The sequence below is a fragment of the Albidovulum litorale genome (genome assembly GCF_025751495.1).
GTDB lineage: Bacteria > Pseudomonadota > Alphaproteobacteria > Rhodobacterales > Rhodobacteraceae > Albidovulum > Albidovulum litorale.
This window is the reverse complement of the sequence record NZ_JAOWKZ010000001.1, coordinates 390,319-406,408: the sequence shown is the minus strand read 5'-3', so window position 1 is coordinate 406,408 and position 16,090 is coordinate 390,319. Positions and strand designations below refer to the sequence as shown.

13 protein-coding genes are annotated in these 16,090 nt (G+C 63.7%); 6 read left to right on the top strand and 7 right to left on the bottom strand.

Features of this window, described 5'->3' with window-relative positions:
- Positions 1-104 precede the first annotated feature (104 nt).
- From OEZ71_RS02035 to lpdA, 5 genes are all read left to right on the top strand, one after another.
- Positions 105-3,293: an AsmA-like C-terminal region-containing protein gene (locus tag OEZ71_RS02035; protein WP_263738259.1), complete on the top strand. Its 3,189-nt coding sequence runs from the start codon at positions 105-107 to the stop codon at positions 3,291-3,293.
- Positions 3,290-4,378 (top strand): tRNA preQ1(34) S-adenosylmethionine ribosyltransferase-isomerase QueA, encoded by a 1,089-nt coding sequence (gene queA / locus OEZ71_RS02030; protein WP_263738258.1) that lies wholly within the window; start codon positions 3,290-3,292, stop codon positions 4,376-4,378. The genes OEZ71_RS02035 and queA overlap by 4 nt, the downstream gene beginning before the upstream one ends.
- A gap of 55 nt (positions 4,379-4,433) precedes the next feature.
- The gene (locus OEZ71_RS02025; RefSeq protein ID WP_263738257.1) at positions 4,434-5,714 is read left to right on the top strand and encodes an MFS transporter; all 1,281 of its coding nucleotides are present in this window, start codon (positions 4,434-4,436) and stop codon (positions 5,712-5,714) included.
- 67 nt (positions 5,715-5,781) lie between these two features.
- A complete protein-coding gene (locus tag OEZ71_RS02020) occupies positions 5,782-6,360 on the top strand; it encodes a DUF924 family protein (protein ID WP_263738256.1) in 579 nt (192 codons plus the stop codon).
- A gap of 101 nt (positions 6,361-6,461) precedes the next feature.
- Positions 6,462-7,856, top strand: a complete 1,395-nt coding sequence (lpdA, locus tag OEZ71_RS02015) for a dihydrolipoyl dehydrogenase (RefSeq protein ID WP_263738255.1) — start codon at positions 6,462-6,464, stop codon at positions 7,854-7,856.
- A gap of 106 nt (positions 7,857-7,962) precedes the next feature.
- On the opposite strand, the gene OEZ71_RS02010 is transcribed toward lpdA, so the two are convergent.
- On the bottom strand, positions 7,963-8,349 hold the full coding sequence (locus OEZ71_RS02010; RefSeq protein ID WP_263738254.1) for a rhodanese-like domain-containing protein: 387 nt from the start codon (positions 8,347-8,349) through the stop codon (positions 7,963-7,965).
- Positions 8,350-8,549: 200 nt separating this feature from the next.
- Here OEZ71_RS02010 and uvrA point away from each other — a divergent pair, with 200 nt between their 5' ends.
- Positions 8,550-11,408 carry an excinuclease ABC subunit UvrA gene (uvrA, locus tag OEZ71_RS02005; RefSeq protein WP_263738253.1) on the top strand — a complete coding sequence of 953 codons (2,859 nt, stop codon included), beginning with the start codon at positions 8,550-8,552 and terminating at the stop codon, positions 11,406-11,408.
- Between the two features lie 179 nt (positions 11,409-11,587).
- Here uvrA and OEZ71_RS02000 read toward each other — a convergent pair whose 3' ends face one another.
- The 6 genes from OEZ71_RS02000 to OEZ71_RS01975 all read right to left on the bottom strand — a co-directional run bounded on the left by OEZ71_RS02000 (position 11,588) and on the right by OEZ71_RS01975 (position 16,050).
- Positions 11,588-11,797, bottom strand: coding sequence for a YgaP family membrane protein (locus OEZ71_RS02000; RefSeq protein ID WP_263738252.1), 210 nt, complete (start codon positions 11,795-11,797; stop codon positions 11,588-11,590).
- Between the two features lie 90 nt (positions 11,798-11,887).
- Positions 11,888-12,544: a Crp/Fnr family transcriptional regulator gene (locus OEZ71_RS01995; RefSeq protein ID WP_263738251.1), complete on the bottom strand. Its 657-nt coding sequence runs from the start codon at positions 12,542-12,544 to the stop codon at positions 11,888-11,890.
- 25 nt (positions 12,545-12,569) lie between these two features.
- Positions 12,570-12,902, bottom strand: a complete 333-nt coding sequence (locus tag OEZ71_RS01990; protein ID WP_263738250.1) for an excinuclease ABC subunit A — start codon at positions 12,900-12,902, stop codon at positions 12,570-12,572.
- A gap of 87 nt (positions 12,903-12,989) precedes the next feature.
- On the bottom strand, positions 12,990-13,862 hold the full coding sequence (gene mmsB, locus OEZ71_RS01985; protein ID WP_263738249.1) for a 3-hydroxyisobutyrate dehydrogenase: 873 nt from the start codon (positions 13,860-13,862) through the stop codon (positions 12,990-12,992).
- Entirely contained in the window at positions 13,859-14,905 is a 1,047-nt protein-coding gene (locus OEZ71_RS01980; protein ID WP_263738248.1) for an enoyl-CoA hydratase/isomerase family protein, read from the bottom strand. Before OEZ71_RS01980 ends, mmsB begins: the two co-directional genes overlap by 4 nt.
- The gene (locus OEZ71_RS01975; RefSeq protein WP_263738247.1) at positions 14,905-16,050 is read right to left on the bottom strand and encodes an acyl-CoA dehydrogenase family protein; all 1,146 of its coding nucleotides are present in this window, start codon (positions 16,048-16,050) and stop codon (positions 14,905-14,907) included. Before OEZ71_RS01975 ends, OEZ71_RS01980 begins: the two co-directional genes overlap by 1 nt.
- Positions 16,051-16,090 lie beyond the last annotated feature (40 nt).

The following is a 16,090-nucleotide window of genomic DNA, read 5'->3' as shown; positions in this document are numbered from 1 at the left end:
GCATTGGCAGCGGTATGAACCAGACAGAGTCACAGGCGGGAAAATCACCCGACCCCGGACCCTTTCGGCGCCGCCGCTGGCTATGGGCCTTGCTTGGCCTGACGATGTCGCTCGTTTCCATGACGTTTGTCGCGCTTTCCATGACCGGGCGCGTCGTCGCTGCCCCCGGCTGGCTCGTGGCACAGGTCGAGACACGCGCGAACGCAGTTCTGGCCGGGGAGGCATCGGCCAAGCTGGGCGGGCTTGACCTCATGGTCGACGAAAATCTGATCCCGCATGTCTGGTTGCGGCGGGTGGAGCTGTTTTCCAAGACTGGCACCCGCATCGCCCTGCTGCCGGATCTGAGAACCACGCTGAACGCAAGGCCAATGCTTGACGGCAAGATCGAACTTAGGTCGCTGCATATCAGCGATGGCCGCATTGCCCTGCGCCGGTTGGAGGATGGGCGGCTGGATCTGGCGCTTGGTCCCGGTGCGGCGGCACCCGCGGAGGCTGTCAAGCCTGCCGAACTGCTGAAAGTGGTTGACGCGGCGTTCGAACTTCCGCTGCTGCGCGATGTCGAGAGGATCGAGGTTGACCGGTTGTCGATGCAGCTCGATGATCTGCGCACCGGCCGTGTCTGGCGGGCCTCTGGCGGTTGGCTGACCCTCACAAACAGCGCCGAGGCGGTCGAGATTGGCCTTGGCACCGCGCTTGCCGACACCGGCAAGCCGCCCGCGCGGGCCGAGGTCACGTTCCGTTCGGTCAAAGGTACGCCCGAGGCGGCCTTGTCGGTCCGCCTCAGCGATGTGCCGTCGCGCGATCTGGCGGTGCAATCGCCGGCCCTGTCGTTCCTGGGCGCGCTCGACGCGCCGATTTCGGGGGCCTTCGATACGGGTGTCGATGCCGAGGGACGCTATAGCGGGCTTTCTGCGGTGCTGGAGATCGGCAAAGGTGCTTTGCGTCCGACCGCCGATACGAAACCGGTGCGGTTCGACCGTGTGAAGTTGGCGATGAGCTACGATCCCGAAGCCGCGCTGATGACGTTTTCGGACCTCGACGTCGACAGCACGGCGTTGCGTGTCCGTGCCAGTGCCAAGGCCTGGCTGAAGGACTTCAAGGGGGCTTGGCCCGAGACGCTGGTCTCACAGGTCCGGATCGAGGATTTCAAGGCCGACCCTGAAGGGGTGTTCACCGATGCGGTGACGTTGAGCGGGGGGGCTCTGGATTTCCGGCTGCGGCTCGATCCGTTCCGACTGGAGCTTGGCCAGATGATGCTGACCGACGGCGATCAGCGCATCGGCGCGAAGGGAACCATCGCCGCCGCACCGGCGGGTTGGGACGTGGCCGTGGATGTGACAGTCAACGAAATCACGTCTGACCGGCTTCTGGCGCTTTGGCCCGTTGCGGCGGTGCCGCTGACCCGCGCCTGGCTGGAACAGAACGTCGCGACAAGTCAGCTTTTCGATGTGGTGTCCGCGTTCCGCCTGAGGCCGGGGCAGGAGCCGCATTTCACGCTCGGCTACGATTACCGCGACACCGAGGTCAGGATCATCAAGACACTGCCACCGATTCAGAACGGGGCGGGATATGCAACGATCAACGACTATTCCTATACGCTGGTTGTCGACCGGGGCCATGTGACCGCGCCCGAAGGTGGCGACATCGATGTCTCGGGCAGCGTCATGGCGATCCCAGATCTGAGGATCAAACCGGCCCCGGCGAAATTCACGCTGAAGACGGATAGTTCAATAACCGCCGCCCTGTCGCTCCTCGATCAGCCGCCTTTCGAGTTCCTGACCAAGGCAGGCCGTCCGGTCGATCTGGCCGAGGGCCGCGCCCGGCTGGAAACCGCGCTGGACCTGCGCCTTGCCCGCAAGATCATGCCGGAGGATGTCGACTACCGCGTGACCGGAAAACTTCTCGATGTCCGCTCTGATACACTTGCGCCCGACCGCTTGCTGACGGCCGCCGCGCTCGATGTCACTGCGACGCGCGAGGGGCTGGAAATCTCTGGCCCCGCTATCTTTTCCGGTGTGCCGGTCGACGCCGCCTGGCGGCAGGTGTTTTCCCCCGAACACCGCGGCAAGAGCGAACTGCAAGGCATCGTTGAACTGTCGCCGCGTTTTCTCGAGGCTTTTTCCATTGGCCTGCCGCCGGGGGCCGTCCGGGGTACGGGGCAGGGGCGGATTGTCCTGCGGTTCGAACGCGGCAAGCCGGTCGAGTTCCGGCTCGGCTCCAACCTCAAGGGGCTGAACCTCAGCATTCCCGAGGTCGGTTGGGCCAAGGGGGCGGGCGGCACGGGCCGGTTGTCGGTCGTTGGGCGGCTCGGTCAGCCGGCAGAGATCGACCTCGTCGAAATCGAAGCGCCGGGATTGACGGCCTCGGGCAGGGTCGTGCTGACCGCGAAGGGAGCGCTGGAAGCGGTACGGCTGAAATCGGTAAGGATCGGAGACTGGTTCAACGGCACGGCAACCCTGCGTGGCCGGGGGCAGGGACTGCCGGTGGCGGTCATCGTCGAAGGCGGCAGTGTCGATCTGCGTCGCGCGTCATTCGGCAGTGGCGGGGGGCAGGGTGCGCCGCTTTCGGTCGCGCTCGACCGGCTTCAGGTGTCCGAGGGCATTTCACTCACCGGGTTCCGTGGTGATTTCTCCACTCAAGGCGGATTGACCGGCGAGTTCATCGGCACCGTGAACGGCGAAGCGCCGGTGACCGGGCGCGTGACGCCATCCGGCACCCGCAGTGCCGTTCACCTGCGCGCCGCCGACGCGGGCGCAGCCATGCGCGCTGCGGGTATCTTCACTCGGGGCGTCGGCGGGGCGCTCGACATGACGCTGACCCCGGTCGGGGAACCCGGCACATATGACGGCCAGATCCAGATCGGCGATCTCCGGGTTGTCGATGCTCCCGCTCTCGCCTCGCTTCTCGACGCGGTGTCGGTCGTGGGGCTTCTCAGCCAGCTTAACGGGCCTGGCATTCTCTTTTCGCGAGTGACCGGGGATTTCCGGTTGACCCCGGGCATTGTTCAGATCCGCAAGGGAACGGCGACCGGCCCCTCTCTCGGCATCTCAGCCGACGGGCTTTATGACACGGGCGCCGGTCGGATCGACCTGCAGGGCACTGTTTCCCCCGTATATCTTATCAACCAGATCGGGCAGGTCGTCTCGCGTGAAGGCGAGGGGCTGTTCGGCTTCAACTATCGCCTGTATGGAGCGGCTGACGCGCCGAAGGTCAGCGTCAATCCGCTTTCAATCCTGACGCCGGGCATGTTCCGCAACATCTTCCGCGCCAACCCGCCGAAACAGCAGCAATGAAGCTTTCCGATTTCGATTTCGACCTGCCCGAGGGGCTGATCGCCACCCGCCCCGTGCGGCCGCGCACCGCCGCGCGGCTTCTGGTGGCCGAGGGCGACGCGATGCACGATTTGCATGTCCGCGATCTGGTCGACCTGCTCGGCCCCGGCGACAGGTTGGTGCTGAACGATACCAAGGTCATCCCGGCGCGTCTGGCGGGTACACGAACCCGCGCGACCGGGCAGGGCGAGGCGGTGGCGAAGGTCGAGGTCACGCTTCTGGAGCCGCGCCCCGGAGGGCATTGGGCCGCGCTTGCAAAGCCATTGCGCAAGGTGAAGGAGGGCGAGGTCATCCGGTTTTCGGATGCGCTCTCGGCCGAGGTGGTAGGGATCACCGAGGGGCAGGCGGAACTGGCTTTCAATCTTACCGGCCCCGATTTCGACGCTGCCCTTGCCGAGGCGGGCGCCATGCCTCTGCCACCCTATATTGCCGCGCTGAGGGCGCCTGACGCGCAGGACCGCGAGGATTACCAGACCGTCTTTGCCCGCAATTCCGGTGCCGTCGCCGCCCCGACCGCGTCGCTGCATTTCGATGATGATCTGCTCGCCCAACTGGCTGCGAAGGGCGTTGCTTTCACCCATGTGACGCTTCATGTCGGGGCGGGCACCTTCCTGCCGGTGAAGGTGGAGGATGTGACGACCCACAGGATGCATGCCGAATGGGGCGAGGTGAGCGACGCAGCCGCCGCCGATATCAATGCGACCCGCGAGAGCGGCGGCCGGGTGATCCCGGTCGGCACCACGGCGCTGAGACTCATTGAAAGTGCCGCAGGCGAAGATGGCCGTATTCACCCGTGGCGGGGCACGACGGATATCTTCATCTACCCGGGATACCGGTTCCGCGTGACAGACGGGCTGATGACCAATTTCCACCTACCGAAATCGACGCTGCTGATGCTGGTCTCGGCCCTGATGGGCAGGGACCGCATGCGGCGTGTCTATGATCACGCAATTGCGTCCGGCTATCGTTTCTTTTCCTATGGCGACGCCTCGCTTCTCCTGCCCGAACGGCGTAATCCGGCGACGCCCGGTCGCGCCGAGGCGTGAAATCCGGTACCAACGGGCGTATCCCGCTGCACAATCCTTTTGAAAGACCGTTCCGATGCTGACCGTTCTGCGCACCTCTTGGCCCCTGCTTCTGGGCATGATGCTCCTGATGATTGGCAATGGTGTGCAGGGCACGCTTCTGGGTATCCGGGGAGCGATCGAGGGCTTCTCAACCACGCAGATGTCCGTCGTGATGTCGGCCTATTTCCTCGGCTTCCTGTTCGGCAGCCGGATGACGCCGAACATGATCCGCTCGGTCGGACATGTCCGTGTCTTTGCGGCTTTGGGCTCGATGATCTCGGCGGTTCTGGTGGCCTATGCGGCTGCGCCCGACTGGATCGCCTGGTCGCTGATGCGGGTCCTTATCGGATTCTCCTTCTCGGGCGTCTACATCACCGCCGAAAGCTGGCTGAACAACGCCTCGACGAACGAAACGCGGGGGCAGGCGCTGTCCTTGTACATGATCATGCAGATGCTCGGCATCATCTCGGCGCAGGGGCTTTTGAACATCGGCGACCCGTCGGGCTATTTCCTCTTCGTCATCCCCTCGATGCTCGTCTCCATTGCCTTCACGCCGATCCTGCTGACGGCGAGCCCGGCGCCCGCTTTTGAGCTGACGAAGCCGCTGAGCTTCGTGAAGCTCTATCAGACCTCGCCTCTCGGCTGTGTCGGTATCTTCCTCCTCGGTGGGGTGTTCTCGGCCCAGTTCGGCATGGCCTCGGTCTGGGGCGCGACGGTCGGGCTCTCGGTCAAGGAACTGTCGATCTTCGTCGCGGCGATCTATGTCGGCGGCCTCGTGCTGCAATATCCGATCGGCTGGATGTCTGACCGGATGGACCGGCGCACACTTGTACTGGGGCTTGCTGCCGTTGGGGCAATCGGCACTATCGTTCCGGTTCTGATGGACGCGAAATTCTACACGCTCGTTGGTGTCGCCGCCGTGATGGGCGGGGTGTCCAACCCGCTCTATTCGTTGCTTGTTGCCTATACCAACGACTTCCTCGCGCGCGAGGATATGCCTGCAGCCTCGGCCGGTCTCATCTTCATCAACGGCGTTGGGGCCATCGGCGGTCCGCTCCTGACCGGCTGGATCATGGCCGTTTTCGGCCCGTCGGGGTTCTTCCTCTTCATTGCGGTTCTTTTCGGCGTGATGGCGGGCTATGCCGCCTGGCGGATGACGCGCCGTCCCGCGCCGACGAGCGATCAGACAGGCTCGTATATGGCGCTGGCGCCGACTGCCGGTCTCGTCGCGGTGGAAACAGCGGCCGAGGTCGCCGCAGACGCTCAGGCTGAAAGCAATCCCGATGTGACGGGTGAAGACATATCCAAGGACTGACAGCTTCCGCTGGCCTTTCGACTGACTTCCTGTAACTCTGGTAACGACCACAGCGCAGGAGGCCGCCATGTCCGAACCTGAAGCCATCGTCGAGTTCTGGTTGCACGATGTCGGACCTGATGGCTGGTACGCAGCCGTCGATGAGGTCGATGAGGAAATCCGGGCACGGTTCGGCGCGGAATGGCAGGCCGCCCATGCAGGCAATCGCGAACACTGGTGCAACGGTCCGCGCGGGACGCTTGCCTATCTGATCCTGACCGACCAGTTCCCGCGCAACATGTTTCGCGGCAAGGCAGACGCCTTTGCCACCGATGCCCGCGCCCGGGCGGCGGCAGCGATGGCTGTCGAGAAGGGATATGACCTGAAGATCCCCGAGCCGGAGCGCGTCTTCTTCTACATGCCTTTCGAGCATTCCGAGGATCTCGCCGATCAGGACCGCTGCATCGCGCTCTTCAAAAAGAACCTGCACGAAACGCGGGACGAGTTCCTGCTGCACGGGAACGCCCACCGTGAGATCATCCGCCGGTTTGGCCGCTTCCCGTTCCGGAATGCCGCGCTTGGCCGCAAATCCAGTGCCGAGGAAGAGGCGTTTCTGACCGGAGGCGGCTATGGCGCGATCGTGCGGGAGCTTGAAAAACAGGGCTGAGCGCAGCCATGCGCTCAGCGCAAGGGGCCACGGCATCGGTCGCATTGTGTGAAATCAAAAAGTAGTTTAATGCCAAACTACTTTTTCAGAGGGAGGATGAGATGGCGGCGAAGACTTTCGACATGATCGTGATCGGTGCGGGTCCGGGCGGCTATGTGGCCGCGATCCGGGGCGCGCAGCTCGGCCTGAATGTCGCGATTGTCGAACGGGAGCATATGGGCGGCATCTGCCTCAACTGGGGCTGCATCCCGACGAAGGCGCTCCTGCGATCCGCTGAGGTCTTCCACCTCATGCATCGCGCCAAGGAATTCGGCCTGAAGGCCGATGGGATTGGCTATGACCTCGACGCGGTCGTGCAGCGCTCGCGCGGCGTGGCCAAGCAACTCTCGGGTGGCATCGGCCATCTGATGAAGAAGAACAAGATCACGACCTTCATGGGCGAGGCGACCTTGCCGAAGAAGCGTACCGTGTCCGTCAAGACCGACAAGGGGACCGAGGAACTGACCGCGAAGTCCATCGTCGTGGCGACCGGCGCCCGTGCCCGTGAATTGCCGGGGTTGGAGGCGGATGGCGATCTGGTCTGGACCTACAAGCACGCGCTGATGCCAAAGCGGATGCCGAAAAAGCTGCTGGTGATCGGTTCCGGCGCCATCGGCATCGAATTCGCCTCGTTCTTCAACACGCTCGGCGCGGACACGACCGTAGTCGAGGTGATGGACCGCGTCCTGCCGGTGGAAGACGCCGAAATCTCCGCCTTCGCCAAGAAGGCTTTCGTCAAGCAGGGCATGAAGATCATGGAGAAATCCACGGTCAAGAAGCTCGACCGTGCCAAGGGCAAGGTGACGGCGCATATCGAGGCGGGTGGCAAGACCGAGACGATGGAGTTCGACACGGTGATCTCCGCCGTCGGCATCGTCGGCAACGTCGAAAACCTCGGACTGGAAGCTTTGGGCGTAAAGATCGACCGCACCCATGTGGTCACCGACGAATATTGCCGCACCGGAGTCGATGGGCTTTACGCCATCGGCGATATCGCGGGCGCGCCCTGGCTGGCGCACAAGGCAAGCCACGAAGGCGTCATGGTTGCCGAACTGATCGCAGGCAAACATCCCCATCCGATCAAGCCGAACTCAATTGCCGGCTGCACCTATTGCCATCCGCAGGTCGCCTCCGTCGGCCTGACCGAGGCGAAGGCAAAAGAGGCCGGGCATGAGGTCAAAGTCGGGCGCTTCCCCTTCATCGGCAACGGCAAGGCGATTGCCTTGGGTGAGGCCGAAGGCATGATCAAGACCGTCTTCGACGCCAAGACCGGCGAACTTCTGGGCGCGCACATGGTCGGTGCTGAAGTGACCGAACTGATCCAGGGCTACGTTGTTGGCCGCAGCCTTGAGACGACCGAGGGCGAGTTGATGGAAACCGTTTTCCCGCATCCGACGCTCAGCGAGATGATGCATGAGGCCGTGCTCGACGCCTACGGCCGCGCGCTCCATATCTGACGGGAAGTGGTTGTGCCCGAGTCCCGGACGTTGTCCGGGACTCACCCGAAGCGTTTTTCGGACAGAATGCTTATAGCTCGTTGTTCACCTGTCGGCGCGTCACGCCTCAGCGGGTGATCGCGCCGCCTGCTGCCTGCCAGTCGCCCAACCCACCGATATTGTAGACCTCCAGGTAGCCGAGCCCCGCGAGCATCTGCGCCGCCATCTGGCTGCGCCCACCCGAGGCGCAGTAAAGTGCGACGGGCGTTTCAACCGAAAGCTCGGCAAGGCATTCCGGGCTCGCCGGATCGCATTTCATACGCAGCACCGCGAGCGGTACATGAAGCGCGCCGCTGGCCTTGCCCGAGGCGGCAACCTCTGCCCCCTCGCGTACGTCAATGACGACAAGCTCGCCCGCGCCGCTGCGGCTGATCGCGTCGTGCGCGGCCATGCGGGCGGGGCCACCGGGCTTCTGGGACAGGAAGGACAGCATTGATAGGGCCTTTCTCGGCATGAACTCTGGTGCCCGATCTGGTGCATCGCCACGCAGGATCAAGGCCTGACTGCAGTATAAATTCAAAAAAATGAATTTGAAAAGCGTTCTTCCTCCTCAGATGTCAGCATACATGGGCATGTTCGTCATATGTTCTCTTTTTCGGGTTGGAGACTCGGACCGGATGCACTATCTGTTAATCCCTGACCCCGGGGTGAGCCATGGCCGAGCAGAAATTCATCGAAGTGCGCGGCGCGCGCGAGCATAATCTGAAGTCGATCGACGTCGATATTCCGCGCGACAAGCTGACGGTGATCACCGGGCTTTCGGGGTCGGGCAAGTCCTCGCTGGCCTTCGACACGATCTATGCAGAGGGGCAGCGGCGCTATGTCGAAAGCCTCTCGGCCTACGCGCGCCAGTTCCTCGACATGATGGGCAAGCCCGATGTCGACCACATCTCGGGCCTCAGCCCCGCGATCTCCATCGAACAGAAGACGACGTCGAAGAACCCGCGTTCGACCGTTGGTACGGTGACCGAGATCTACGACTACCTGCGCCTGCTCTTTGCCCGCGTGGGCACGCCCTTCAGCCCCGCTACCGGCAAGCCCATCGAGGCGCAGCAAGTGCAGGACATGGTCGATGCGGTCATGGCGATGGAGGAGGGGACGCGCGGCTACCTCATGGCCCCCATCGTCCGCGACCGGAAAGGCGAGTACCGCAAGGAATTCCTTGAACTCAGGAAGCAGGGCTTCCAGCGGGTCAAGGTCGATGGCCAGTTCTACGAACTGGAGGAACCGCCCACGCTCGACAAGAAATTCCGCCATGACATCGACGTGGTGGTTGACCGGATCGTCGTGCGCGAGGGGCTCGAGACGCGGCTTGCAGACAGTTTCCGCACCGCGTTGAACCTCGCCGACGGCATCGCGATCCTCGAAACCGCACCGGCGGAGGGGGAGCCCGAGCGCATCACCTTCAGCGAGAACTTCGCCTGCCCGGTCTCAGGCTTCACCATCCCCGAGATTGAACCCCGCCTGTTCAGCTTCAACGCCCCCTTCGGCGCCTGTCCGTCCTGCGACGGGCTCGGCGTCGAACTCTTCTTCGATGAACGCCTTGTCGTGCCGGATGTGACGCTGAAGCTGAAGGACGGCGCGCTTGCGCCCTGGAACAAGGGCAAGTCGCCGTATTTCATCCAGACCATCGACTCGCTCGCCAAGCATTACGGTTTCGACGCCCGCAAACCGTGGAAGGACTTGCCGGAAAAGGTGCAGAACCTCTTCCTGCGCGGTTCGGGCGACGAAGAGATCAAATTCCGCTTCGATGAGGGCGGGCGGGTCTATGAGGTCACGCGGACCTTCGAGGGCGTGATCCCCAATATGGAACGGCGCTACCGGGAGACGGACTCGAACTGGGTGCGCGAGGAGTTTGAGCGTTACCAGAACAACCGCCCCTGCGGGACTTGCGGCGGCCACCGTCTGCGGCCTGAGGCGCTGGCGGTGAAGATCGCCGGTCTCCATGTCGGCGAAGTGGTGCAGATGTCGATCAAGGAGGCCTATGCCTGGATCGATACGGTGCCGGCGAAACTGACGAAACAGAAGAATGAGATCGCACGGCTGATCCTGAAAGAAATCCGCGAACGCCTTGGATTCCTTAACAATGTTGGACTTGAATACCTGACGCTCTCCCGCAATGCGGGGACGTTGTCGGGGGGCGAAAGCCAGCGCATCCGGTTGGCGAGCCAGATCGGGTCGGGCCTGACCGGTGTCCTATATGTGCTCGACGAACCTTCAATCGGCCTCCACCAGCGCGACAATGACCGGCTTCTGGGCACGCTCAAGAACCTGCGCGATCAGGGCAATACGGTGCTCGTGGTCGAACATGACGAGGAAGCGATCCGCGAGGCGGATTATGTCTTCGATATCGGCCCCGGCGCAGGCGTGCATGGCGGGCAGGTCGTGTCACGCGGGACACCTGCGGAAATCGCCGCCGACCCGGCCTCGCTGACCGGGCAGTACCTGTCGGGCGGGCGCGAGATCGCTGTGCCGAAGATGCGGCGTGAGGGCAATGGAAAGACCCTGACCGTGGTCAAGGCGACCGGAAACAACCTGAAAGACATGACGGCGGAGTTTCCGCTCGGGCGGTTCATTTGCGTGACCGGCGTCTCGGGCGGCGGCAAGTCGACGCTGACAGTGGAAACGCTCTACAAGAACGCTGCCCTGCGCCTCAATGGCGCGCGCGAGACGCCCGCGCCCTGCGAGACGATCAGGGGCTTCGAGCATCTCGACAAGGTCATCGACATCGACCAACGCCCGATCGGCCGCACCCCGCGCTCCAACCCCGCAACCTATACCGGGGCCTTCACGCCCATCCGCGACTGGTTCGCCGGCCTGCCCGAAGCCAAGGCGCGCGGCTACGCACCGGGACGTTTCAGCTTCAACGTCAAGGGCGGGCGCTGCGAGGCCTGCCAAGGCGACGGCGTCATCAAGATCGAGATGCACTTCCTGCCCGATGTCTATGTCACCTGCGAGACCTGCAAGGGCCACCGCTACAACCGCGAGACCTTGGAAATCAAGTTCAAAGGCAAAAGCATAGCCGACGTTCTTGAGATGACTGTCGAAGACGCGCAGGCCTTCTTCGCTGCAGTTCCGTCGATCCGCGAGAAGATGGACGCGCTGGTGAAGGTCGGTCTTGGCTATATCAAGGTCGGCCAGCAGGCGACGACGCTTTCAGGCGGTGAAGCACAGCGGGTGAAGCTCTCAAAGGAACTGTCGAAACGCTCGACGGGCCGTACGCTCTATATCCTCGATGAACCGACAACCGGGCTGCATTTTGAGGATGTGCGAAAGCTTCTCGAAGTGCTGCACGAGCTTGTCGAACAGGGCAACACGGTGATCGTGATCGAGCACAATCTTGATGTGATCAAGACCGCCGACTGGATCGTCGATATCGGGCCGGAAGGCGGCGATGGCGGCGGACGGATTGTGGCGACGGGTACGCCCGAGGATGTGGCAAAGGTCGAGGCGAGCCATACCGGCCACTATCTCGCGCCGATGCTGAACCCCCGCCGCGTCGCTGCGGAATAACCAAAAAAGGGGGGCGACCTCGGGGGGCATCGAGCCCCCGCTCGGCCGCGCGACCCCTGCGGGCCGCGGGCGCACCCCACTTTCTGTCCCGAAACACTCCCGCCGGAGGCACCGGAGCGCCGTTTCGCAAGAAACGGCGCGAGGTAAGTTCTTGGCCCCGGAACGGGGCCTCCGCCGGATCAGGCTTTCTTCAGCGGGCAGGTATTGATCCCGAGGAGCGAATAAAGCGGACAGGTCGACATCAGGCCGGTCCCCAGCGCGATGATCCCGAGCACCAGGGGAAGCCAGCGCAGACCCATTCCGGGTGCGAAGAACCACCAGGCCAGCAGGGCCAGCCCCAGCAGGATACGGATTACGCGGTCGATGCCGCCGACATTGGTCTTGAACATGGCTTTCTCCTTCTCCGGGGCGGGTATCGCCCCCTGATCACAAGAGAAGAATGCCAGACAGGCAGCCGCCCGGTCTGTGACCTCGTCACATTACTCGGCAGCTGCGGCAAGCCGCCGCAGGGCGTCTTCATCCACGATCCGTACCGCGCCGCGTTCGGTCGTGACCCAGCCCGACCGCCCGAACCCTTCCAGCCGCCGCGACACGACCTCGCGCGCCGAGCCGATGGCGGTTGCAAGCTCCTGATGGGTGGCCTGCACCATGTCGCCCTCGGCCCGGTCGAGAAGCGCCTGTGCGAGGCGGCTTTCCACCCGCTGGAAGGCCACACGCTCCAACACATGCAGCATGCCCTGCATCCGCACCGCGAAGGCGGTGAAGACGAAGCCCCGGAATGCGGCGGAATGATCCATGAGCGACAGGAACTCCGCCTTCGGGATCAGCACGAGGCGACAGTCGCTCGCCGCGATCGCCTCGCCGGAATAGGCCTCGCCACCGAGAAGGCCGAGCGTCGTTTGCACACAGCTGCCGCCGGGTTCCACCGCATAAAGCAGGATATCGCGCCCTGTAGGGCCCGTCAGGAAGACCTCGACACGCCCCTCCAGCACCACGACGAAGCCCTTGGCGCTGTCGCCGGGATGAAAGAGCGGTGTGCCGCGCGTGAGCTGCACCGGATGCAGCGCGTCGAGCCGCGCGCGTGCCCTTGGCTCAAGTGCCTCCAGCCCCAACGCGTCTGGTGTCCAGCCGCTCATGCCCGCAAACCGCGCCGCGATCGGATCAATCCAGAAGCGCCGCCGTCGCGCGGATGAAATCGAGGATCTCGCGCGTTTCCTGATTGACCCGCAGGATCTGGCCGTCGATCACGTAATACCGCTCGCCGCGGCGCAATGGCGGCAGGTCGTAGCGGTCGGGATAGCGGATCAGGTGATAGTCGTAGTCGCTGACCCGGTCGCCGATGCGCGGGCCACCGTAGAGCTTTTTCGCCTGTCCGGGCGGGATGCACGCGGGCGACTTTTTCGCCAGTCCCGGAGGGCAATGGCCGTTGCCGGCATGGGCGGGCAGGGCGAGCGCGCCTAGGCTGAGGGCGGCGAAGACAAGAACCGATTTCATAAGATACCCCGAAAAAGGACATTATTGCCCTTCCTATAGCCCAGCCACGCGCCGGAGGTCACTCACATCTCCGCCACCGCGCGGAAATCAGCCGCGATGGCGCTTTTCGAACCGCGGCAGCATGGCCGAGAAATCCATGCCCTTGCCGCCTTCGGACTCGACGAAGGTCTCGTAGAGCAAAGCTGCGAGGTGTCCCATGGGCGTGTCGGCATCGGCTGCCTCTGCCGCCTGCTGGGAAAGGCGCAGGTCCTTCAGCATCAGCTCGGCGGCGAAACCGGGTTTGTAGGCATTATCCGCAGGCGATTGCGGCCCGACGCCCGGGGCCGGGCAATAGGCGTTCATCGTCCAGGAATAGCCCGAGGAGGTGGAGACGACATCGAACATCTTCTGCCGATCGAGGCCCAGCTTGTCGGCCAGCGCAAAGGCCTCGCAGGTGGCGATCATGGTGACCCCGAGGATCATGTTGTTGCAGATCTTTGCGGCCTGGCCCGCGCCCGATGCGCCGCAATGTACCGCCTTCTGGCCCATTACATCGAAGAGCGGCTTCACGATGGCAAATGCCTCGTCCGAGCCCCCCGCCATGAAGGTCAGCGTGCCCGCCGCCGCGCCGCCGATCCCGCCCGAGACCGGCGCGTCGATCGCCAGAACCCCGGCCTTGGCCGCCTGATCGGCCACCGCCCGGGCGCTTTCGACATCAACGGTGGAGCAGTCGCAGAGCACCGCACCCTGTTTCATCGCCGGGATCAGTTCGTCGGCGACAGCGCGCAGGATAGCGCCGTTTGGCAGCATGGTGATAACGACATCGGCATCCTTCGCCGCGCCCGCCGCGCTGATCGCGGCGACAACGCCGTCGGGCATGGGCGCGTGAATGTCATGGCCGGTCACGTCATGACCCGCCGCGACGAGGTTCTTCGCCATCGGCGCGCCCATATTGCCAAGGCCGATAAAGCCGATCTTCATGCCAGTTCCTCCTCGAATGTGAGCGCCTGTGCCCCGAGCGGCATCAGCATCTTTGAAACTTCCATACCCGACACGGCCTCGGCGCTCTCATGACGCCAGCGTGGATTGCGGTCCTTGTCGATGATCGCGGCCCGGATGCCCTCGATAAAATCGCCGTGTTCCATCGCGCGGTAGGTGAAGCGGTATTCCAGTTCCAGCGCCCGGCGCATCGACGGCGCTCCACGCAGGCGGTGCAGCATTTCGACCGTGCAGGCGACCGAGAGCGGGGCCGAGCGGGTGAAAGCCCTAATGGCTTCGGTGGCAAAGGGGCTGCCAGAATGACGCAGCGCGCGCAGGATGTCGCCCCCGGTTTCACCGGCGAAATGGGCGTCGATCTCAGGTCGCAACGCGGCGAGCCGTCCCTCCGGCGGTTGCGATGTGTGCTCCAGAATGACCTGTGCATCGCCGGTTTCGATGAGTTTCGAGACCAGCGCAGACCAGTCGGCCTCCGGCACGAAAAGGTCGGCAAAGCCCACGAGGATCGCGTCCGCCGGTCCCATCCGCGCACCCGTGGTGCCGAGATACTCGCCAAGCCGCCCCGGCGCGAGCGCCAGAAGGAAGGAACCGCCGACATCCGGCACAAGGCCGATGCCGCATTCGGGCATGGCGATCTGGGAGCTTTCGCCGACGATCCGGTGGCTGCCATGGCAGCCGACGCCGACCCCGCCGCCCATCGTGAAGCCCTGCAAAAGGCTCACGACCGGCTTGGGATAGCTCGCGATGCGGGCATTCATCCGGTATTCGTCGGCCCAGAAGCGACGGCCATAGGTGTAATCGCCTTTCCTCCCGGTTTCATACATCTCGGCAATGTCGCCGCCGGCTGAGAATGCGCGGTCTCCTTCCGCATCGATCAGGATCAGGGCGACGTCATCGTCATGGGCCCAGGTTTTCAGTGCCGCGTCGATCTCAAGGCACATCTCATAGGTCAGCGCATTGAGCGCCTTGGGACGGTTCAGCGTGATCCGGCCCGCGCGACCCTCTTTACGGATGTGGATATCGGCCATCAGCCCCTCTCGGCCAGCATCGCGCGGCTGACGATCAGCCGCATGATCTCGTTCGTTCCTTCAAGAATCTGGTGAACGCGCAGGTCGCGCACGATCTTTTCGATCCCGTAATCGGCAAGGTAGCCATAGCCGCCATGGAGTTGAAGGCATTGATTGGCGACGTCAAAGGCGTTGTCGGTGACCATCAGCTTGGCCATGGCGCAGAACTTGGTGGCGTCCGGTGCCTTGTTGTCCAGCTTCCACGCCGCCTGGCGCAGGAAAGTGCGGGAGGATTGCAGCTTGACCTCCAGTTCCGCCAGCCGGAACTGCAGGGCCTGAAACTGGTCGAGCGATTTGCCGAACGCCTTGCGTTCGCCCATATAGGCGAGCGTCGCGTCGAGCGCCGCCTGCGCCCCGCCAAGGGCCGAGGCCGCGATGTTCAGCCGCCCGCCATCAAGTCCGGCCATGGCATAGGTGAACCCCTTGCCCTCTTCGCCCAGAAGATTTTCGGCCGGGATCACGCAATCGTCGAACTGCACCTGTGAGGTGGGCTGCGCGCGCCAGCCCATCTTGTCTTCCAGCGCCCCGTAGGACAGTCCGGGCGTTCCAGCCTCCACAATCACAGCCGAAATGCCCTTGGGTCCGTCCTCGCCGGTGCGGACCATGGTCAGATAGGCGTCCGAATAGGACCCGCCCGAGATAAAGGCCTTGGCGCCGTTGAGCTTCCAGCCCTCGTTGGTCCGCTCCGCTTTCGTCCGGAGTGCGGCGGCGTCCGATCCCGACCCCGGTTCGGTCAGACAGTAGGAAAACACCTTCTCCATCGACACGAGGCCGGGCAGCCATTTCGCCTTTGCCTCGTCCGAGCCAAACTTGTCGACCATGCCGCCACACATATTGTGGATCGACAGGAACGAGCCGACGGTGGGGCAGGCCATCGCCAGCGCCTCAAAGACCAACGTCGCGTCGAGCCGCGACAGACCCGATCCGCCATGATCCTCGCCGACATAAATGCCGCCAAGGCCCAGTTCCGCGACCTTCGGCCAGAGTGCTTTCGGGATCGTCCCGGCCTTTTCCCAGTCGCGGGCATGGGGGGCGATCTCGTCCGCCCCGAAGGCCCGCGCCATGTCAAAGATCGCTTGCTGTTCGTCGCTCAGGGCGAAGTCCATTCCGGCCTCCATCGAGATGAATTGAACGCTTGTTAAATTC